We start from the raw sequence: 7,171 nt of genomic DNA, 5'->3' as shown, positions 1-7,171 counted from the left end.
GCTTCGGAGTGGGCTGGCGGCGATGAATGAGGGCGCTTCTCACTGCGCCACTCATCCACCACCAACACACCAACATTCCTCCGTATGCTCGACCTTGAATCTACCGCTCTCATTCTTGTGGGTTATCAAAACGATTACTTCGCCGCCAATGGCATTCTTCGCGGTGTGGTGGAGGAGGCAGACCGGGTGGATCGCACACTCGATCACACGCTTGATCTCTTGAATCATTACGCGCTTTCGAAGCTCACCATCATCTCCACGCCGATCATCCTGAAACCCGATTACCGGGCGCTGGCAAACTCCGTGGGCATTCTGGACACCATCAAGCAGGTGGGTGCATTCAAAGAAGGCTCAGTCGGTGCTGACACGATCCCCGAGCTCCTGGCCTTTGGAGACCGCATCACCTACGTCTCCGGCAAGGTGGGCTTCAACGCCTTCTCTTCGACGAACCTGGAAGACGTCCTCAAAGAGCGCAAGATCAAGAACATCCTCGTCGCAGGCATGGTCACCTCTCTCTGCATTGATTCCACCGGACGCGCAGGCTACGAGCGCGGCTACAAGGTGACGATCCTCTCCGACTGCACTTCAGCACGCACCCCGGTGGAGCAGGACTTCTTCTGCAGTTATGTGTTTCCGCTTTATGGCGAAGTGGCGACCAACGCAAAGCTGAAGGGAGAGATGCCGCTCTCCGGCCTGATGGCCGCTGCCTTGGCGGCATAGTGCACTCAAGGTCCAAGTCAGCTGCGCAAGCGACTCGTCCATGAACGAACATTCCACATTGCTGACAGACATCCACGTGGAGGCGACCTACCGCCTCACCGAGGCTCTGATCGAGTCTGAGCAACGCATGCGGCGGCGCGTGGAATGCCTCTCTGAAGTCGTGTTCGAGACAGATGGAGATGGCAGGCTGGTCTTCATGAACAAAGCCTGGACGGACACCCTGGGCTACTCAGTCCCAGCGTCCACCGGAACGCTCCTGCGTGACTACGTGGTGGTGGATGACCAGCCCTTGCTGGCGAAGATCATCGAGGGCGGCGTTTCCTCCGGCCCCGCCCGCCCTTCCATCCACATGCGGCGTTTCGACAGCGGGGTGGTTTGCATGGAGATCGCCATCTCCGCCTTGAACGGCGCGGGGATCATTGGCTCCATGCATGACGTCACCAAGCAGAGGCAAAATCAGCAGGAGCTGGAGAAGCTTTCTCTCGTGGCCAGTTTCACCGACAACCTCGTCGTCATCACCGATGCTTCCGGCCGCCTGGAATGGGTCAACGAGGCCTTTGTGAAACGCACGGGCTACACCCTCGGCGAGGTGATCGGGCGCAAGCCCGGCGATGTCTTGCAGGGGCCTGAGACGGACCGGGAAACGACAGCCCTGATCGGGCAGAAACTCCGACAGGGAGAGTCCTTTAAAGCGCAGCTGCTGAACTACACCAAGTCGGGCTCCCCTTACTGGGTGGAGTTTCATGTCACTCCGATCAAAGACAAGGAAGGCACCATCGTGCGCTACATTGCCGTGCAGTCAGACATCACGGAACTCAAGCGCACCCAGAGCGAGCTCAAGATCGCGAAGGAAAAAGCCGAGGCCGCCAGCCAGGCCAAGAGCGACTTCCTCGCCACCATGAGCCATGAGATCCGCACGCCCATGAACGGCATCATCGGCATGTCCTCCCTGCTCCTCGACACCGAGCTCGCACCCCAGCAGCGCGAGATGATCGATGCCGTGCGCCACAGCGGCGACGCCCTCATGACCATCATCGAGGACATCCTCGACTTCTCCAAGATCGAAGCCCGCAAGCTCGACCTCGTGGAGGAAGCTTTCGGCCTGGACTCCGTCATCAGCGGCGTCGTGGATCTTCTCCAGCACAAGGCCAGCTCACGTTCCATCGACCTGATTGTGCGCATCGGCTCAGACGTGCCAGACTGCTTCATGGGAGATCCTGGCAGATTGCGGCAGATCCTCATGAACCTCGTCGGCAACGGCATCAAGTTCACCGATGAAGGCAGCATCCGCATCCAGGTGAGCCAGTTAAACGCCACCTCCACTGGTGCCGCGAATTTGGAAATCAGCGTCACGGACACCGGCATCGGCATGACGGAGGAGCAGCAGAGCCAGCTCTTCCAGCCCTTCAGCCAGGTGGACAGCTCCACCACGCGCCGCTTTGGCGGCACCGGCCTCGGCCTCGCCATCAGCAAGCGTCTCGTGGAGCTCATGGGCGGCAGCATCGGCGTGGAAAGCAACCGCCACAAAGGTTCGCGCTTCTGGATCCGGCTGCCTTTGCGTGTCGTCGAAAGCCAGAAGATGCCGCCGGAAGTGCGTGCAGAAACAGCCCCTCAGGCAACCATCGGCGGCATCAAGCCGCGCCTTCTCCTCGTCGAAGACAACGAGGTCAATGCGCGCATGGCCACGATGATGCTCGAAAAGAACGGCTACCCTGCCGAAGTCGCCCGCGATGGTGAAGTGGCCGTGGAGCGCTTCGCCAGCGGCGTCTATGACGGCATCCTCATGGACTGCCACATGCCCAACATGGATGGCTACGAAGCCACGCGAGCCATTCGCCAGCTCGAAGCCAGCCCGCACTGGAAACGCCCGCGCTGCCGCATCATCGCCATGACCGCCAACGTCCAGGCAGGCGAGCGTGAGCGCTGCCTCGCCGTCGGCATGGATGACTACGTCTCCAAACCCCTGCGTACAGCGCCCCTCATTGAAGCCCTGCAGCAGGTCCAGGTTTTCGCAAAAACTCCAGCACCTCCGCAGTGGTCCGCTGAAGAGACATCCGCTGTACGGGAGGCCCTCCAGCAACTGGTGGAGGATCTGAGCACTGAAAACGCCCTCGAACTCATCGAAAACTGGTTCAAAGACACGCCTGAGCGCCTCCAGGAACTCGAAAAACTCGCAGGCACCGACGATCAAGCTGCGCTGCGTCGCACCGCCCACTCGCTGAAAGGCACCAGCTCCCTCTTTGGCCTCTCATCCATTCAAACGCTCAGCCGCGAGCTGGAGCAAGCCGCCGAGAAGAACCTCCGCGCCAGCCAGCCCGTCCTCACCGCGCAGTTGAAGCAATCCGTCGCATCCGCCGCCCCAGAGCTCAGGAAGCTCATGCTGTGCCTGAGCTAGCCAGCCTCAGGCCGGCGCAAAGCATTTGTTGCCTGTCACATGCAACACTTCCTAGGTATAGGCAACCAATGGCGGCTCACCAATTCACCTTGCCCAATCCGGCAAAACTGCCGTTATTGGGTGAAATGTCTGAATCTCTCAGCGAGTCCCCCGCCTTGAAGCCCCTCCGTGTCGCTGTCGTGGAGGATGACCCCACATTGCGGCTCTTCATGAAAAAGCTCATCCAGAAGCCGGCTCATGGTTTTGAGTTCGACGGAGCCTGGGCCTCGGCCGAAGAAGCCGTGAAGCCCATCATCGACAGCCGCCCGCACGTGGTCATCGTCGATCTCGAACTGCCCAAGATCTCCGGCATCGAACTCATCCGCCAGCTTTCACCTCGTTTGATCGAGACCGCCTTTGTGGTGCTCACCATCCATGACAATCCGGACAAAGTCTTTGAGGCACTCCGCGCCGGTGCGAACGGCTACCTTCTCAAATCCTCGAAGCCCAACGAGATCGCCGCCGGCATCCGCCAGGCCAGTGAAGGCGGCGCGCCGCTCAGCCAGGACATCGCACGCCTGCTCATCAAATCCTTCCAGACTCCGGCCACACCGCAGAAGAAGGAAATTCCCAGCCTCACCCCGCGCGAAAGCCAGGTCCTCGAACGTCTCGCCCAGGGCATGGTCCCCAAAGAACTCGCCTACGACCTCGGCATCAGCTACGAGACCGTGCGCGAGTACATCAAGGCCGTTTACTCCAAGCTCCACGTCCGCTCCCGCACCGAGGCCGTGATCAAGTACCTGGAGCATCAGGCGTAGTCCCCGCCCTACCATCCACTGGCATTTCCCACCGGCCCGTCCGGCAGGATGCCCGCGCCTCATTCTCCAGGCACCTCTGCAGCCGGAGCTTTGGCCTTGCTCTTGCGTGGCTTCTTCACGGCCACGGGCTCCTCCACCACAGGCTCGGCGGCGGCCTCAGGCTGCGGGATCTCCGGCAGAATGAAGATGCTGCAGTAGCCGCAGACTTGCAGAGACGCATCCTCACGGCGCAGATCCGAAAGCTGGCCGCTGGGCAGCGAGAGATGGCAGCCGCCGCAGGTGTTGTTCCGCATGCGGGCCGCTCCGCGCTTGCCTTTTGAAATCCGCAGATCGTAGTGGTGCAGGATCGCCGTGGGCAGGCGCTCGCGCACGCTTTCGGCCTCCAGCACCAGCTCTTTGCAGCGCGGGCTCTTGGGCTCCAGGCGGCGTTTGGCGGCATCCAGCTCACTGAGCTGGGAGAGGTCTTCGATGAGCGTGACGGTGGTTTTCATGGGCTGGTCAGGGTTGGTGGGGTTGTCAAAAAGGAGGGCATACGTGGCGGAGGACTCGTCGAGAGGACGGCGCAGGACCTCCAGCCACGCGAGGGCGGAATTCATGCGCAGGTGTGCTCCTCCACTCCGACCGGGGTGCTGGGATCATCCGCAGAAAACGCGGCGGCATGCGCGTAGTCCGGAGACGGGTGCTTCTTCACCCACAGCTTCAGCTTGTCGGTGAAGGCCGTTTTCACGCAGGCGTAGCAGTCGGGGATCTCCAGGCCGTCGCCGCAATAAGTCACCACCCGTGTCGCCATCGGCATCCGCAGCAGCTGCTGCTGCACATGCGCGGAGTACTCCGTGTAAAGCTGCGGCTTCAGCTCCACATCATAGTCGATCCGCAGCGCGGGCATGATGTTCTCCTCAAACGGATTGAAGAGATAGAACGCCTCAAAGTCGCGGAAGTTCACGTCCTGGATGTTCCCATGCACGATCTCCACCCGCGGGACACGGTGCTTTTTCACCACCTCCTGCGCGGTTCGCGCCAGCTTCCCCCGCTGCTCCACCCCCGTGAAGTGGCCCTGCGTCGTCAGGCCTCCGATGACGCAGAATTTCCCCGGACCGCAGCCGATGTCCAGCACCCGCGTGCCGGGCTGCACGACGAGCAGCTGCGCCGCCGTGCGGCACACATGCACCGGGCTCCAGTGACAGGCGGACAGCCTGCCGATGGCCTCTGGAAAGATCAGGTCGAAGTCCTGGTCCTTCTTCGATTGCAGAAGCTCGCTGTCAGACGGGGTGCGGGAGGAGGAGGTGCGTTGGGGGGAGGATTTGAGCATGACATCCCCTGAGATTGCATTTCAGGGGCCATGTGGCCCTGCAGACGCTCCAGCCCTTGTAACTCAAGGCCTGCAGCGTCATGCCAGTTTGGGGTTGATTTCCACCAGCCGCACTCATGTGCAAATTCTGCACTTGCAGTGGCCTTCTAGTGCAACGTTGTTCCGCCTGCATGGAACCCGCCAACATCCACATCCTGGTCCTTGATCGCGATGCCACCTCCGCCCGCGTCATCCGGGATGTGCTGGCCAAAGTCGGCTACCGGGTCTCCGTCGCCTCGCATGAGACCGATGCGCTGAATCTCGCCGCCGGAGAGCTCTTCAATGTCGTCGTCAAATCCTTCGACGCGCAGCGCATCGACGCCGTCGCCCTCATGGAAAAAGTGCGCGGCATCACGCCGGACACGCAGTTCATTTTCCTCAGCGACAAAGGCACCATCCACACCGCCGTGGAGGCCATGCGCAAAGGCGCGTTTGATTACCTCTCCAAGCCCGTCAACGCCGCGCAGCTCGCCGAGTCCGTCCGCAAGGCCCTGGATCATCAGTCCCTCGTGGCCGAAGACCAGCAGATCAAGCAGCGCCTGCGCCGCCGCTCAGACCCCGACATCTTCGCCGGCAGCAGCGCCGCCATGAAGGACATCAGCCGCCTCATCCAGCAGATCGCCCCCACGGATGTCACCGTGCTCATCGGCGGCGAAAGCGGCACCGGCAAGGAGGTCGTCGCCCGGGCCATTCATGAAAAGAGCCGCCGCAAAGCCCAGCCCTTCATCGCCGTGAACTGCGCCGCGCTGCCCGAGAACTTGATCGAGGCGGAGCTCTTCGGCCATGTGCGCGGCGCCTTCACCGGAGCCGTCAGCGACCGCAAAGGCCGCTTCCAGCTCGCCCAGGGCGGCACCTTGTTTCTCGATGAGATCGGCGATCTCTCCCGCAAAGGCCAGGGCGATCTCCTCCGCGTGCTCGAAGACGGCACCTACCGCCCGGTGGGCAGTCATAAAATCGAGCGCGCCAACGCGCGCATCATCGCCGCCACCAACAAAGACCTCGAAGCCGAGGCCGTCACTGGCGGCGCCTTTCGCGAAGACCTTTTTTACCGCCTCAACATCGTCTCCGTGACGATGCCTCCGCTGCGCGAACGTGCGGAGGACATCGCCCCGCTCGTGAAATCCTTCACCGACCACTTCTGCACCAAGCACCGTCGGCGACCCAAGAAATTCAAACCCGAAGTCCTCAGCCTCTTTCAGACCCTGCGCTGGCCCGGCAACGTCAGGCAGTTGCGCAATCTCGTGGAGCGCCTCGTCGTCACCGTGCCGCATGCTGCCATCGCTCTGGACGACCTGCCCCCTGCCTTGCATCAGGGCAGGCGCGAGCCGCATGCCATCGCCATCCAGCCCGGCATGACCATCGCCCAGGTCGAGGCCGAGCTCATCCGCCAGACGCTGCTCAAAGTCACCTCCAACCGCGAAGAAGCCGCCCAAGCCCTCGGCATCAGCCGCCGCGCCCTGCAGTACAAAATCCAGCGCTACCGGCTCACCAAGCTGCCCAAACAAACCGCCAAGCCTGTTAACTGAGCCTGCGCCCCTACCCTTCGACACTGTAGACCTGCACCCGCCCCATGGCCTCCCACTTCCCCGGCTTCACTTTTCCGGGGCCGGTGATCACCGTGGCGACCATGCTCTTCCCATCCGCAGCAAAGCGCGCACGCGTCATGCGTGACTTGGTGTCCATGGATGAAACCAGGCTGCCATCCGCAGCGCTGAAGAGCGCGGCATTCCACGTCCCCTGCGCCTGACGCCCCGCCATAAGAAAATGCTTCCCATCAGGATGAAAGGCCAGCGTCTCCATCAGCCCCGAGCCATGCTGACCGTCCTTGATCTGATCCATCTTCTTGCCCGCGCGCCAGTCCCAGCGCTGCCAGGTCATCTTGCCATTGCCTGCCATCGGATCTCCCATCGG

6 protein-coding genes and 1 pseudogene are annotated in these 7,171 nt (G+C 61.9%); 4 read left to right on the top strand and 3 right to left on the bottom strand.

What is annotated here, in order from left to right; genetic code table 11:
- Positions 1-84 precede the first annotated feature (84 nt).
- From ACIREA_RS22630 to ACIREA_RS22620, 3 genes are all read left to right on the top strand, one after another.
- Positions 85-720, top strand: a complete 636-nt coding sequence (locus ACIREA_RS22630) for a cysteine hydrolase (protein WP_397384620.1) — start codon at positions 85-87, stop codon at positions 718-720.
- Positions 721-760: 40 nt separating this feature from the next.
- Complete coding sequence (locus ACIREA_RS22625; RefSeq protein WP_397384619.1) at positions 761-3,115, top strand: ATP-binding protein; 2,355 nt, start codon at positions 761-763, stop codon at positions 3,113-3,115.
- A 125-nt stretch (positions 3,116-3,240) separates the two neighbouring features.
- The gene (locus ACIREA_RS22620) at positions 3,241-3,912 is read left to right on the top strand and encodes a response regulator (protein WP_397384618.1); all 672 of its coding nucleotides are present in this window, start codon (positions 3,241-3,243) and stop codon (positions 3,910-3,912) included.
- Positions 3,913-3,971: 59 nt separating this feature from the next.
- Here ACIREA_RS22620 and ACIREA_RS22615 read toward each other — a convergent pair whose 3' ends face one another.
- Together ACIREA_RS22615 and ACIREA_RS22610 are read right to left on the bottom strand one after the other, a co-directional pair.
- A complete protein-coding gene (locus tag ACIREA_RS22615) occupies positions 3,972-4,508 on the bottom strand; it encodes a hypothetical protein (protein WP_397384617.1) in 537 nt (178 codons plus the stop codon).
- Positions 4,505-5,221, bottom strand: a complete 717-nt coding sequence (locus ACIREA_RS22610) for a class I SAM-dependent methyltransferase (protein WP_397384616.1) — start codon at positions 5,219-5,221, stop codon at positions 4,505-4,507. The genes ACIREA_RS22615 and ACIREA_RS22610 overlap by 4 nt, the downstream gene beginning before the upstream one ends.
- Positions 5,222-5,391: 170 nt before the next feature.
- Between ACIREA_RS22610 and ACIREA_RS22605 the strand changes: the two genes are divergently transcribed.
- Positions 5,392-6,786, top strand: a complete 1,395-nt coding sequence (locus ACIREA_RS22605; protein ID WP_397384615.1) for a sigma-54-dependent transcriptional regulator — start codon at positions 5,392-5,394, stop codon at positions 6,784-6,786.
- A gap of 10 nt (positions 6,787-6,796) precedes the next feature.
- Here the strand turns inward: ACIREA_RS22605 and ACIREA_RS22600 are convergent.
- Positions 6,797-7,171 (bottom strand): annotated as a pseudogene (locus tag ACIREA_RS22600) (hypothetical protein); the annotation flags it as partial.

Source organism: Prosthecobacter sp. (genome assembly GCF_044373815.1).
Taxonomy (GTDB): Bacteria; Verrucomicrobiota; Verrucomicrobiia; order Verrucomicrobiales; family Verrucomicrobiaceae; genus Prosthecobacter.
This window is presented reverse-complemented; position numbering and strand designations above follow the sequence as displayed.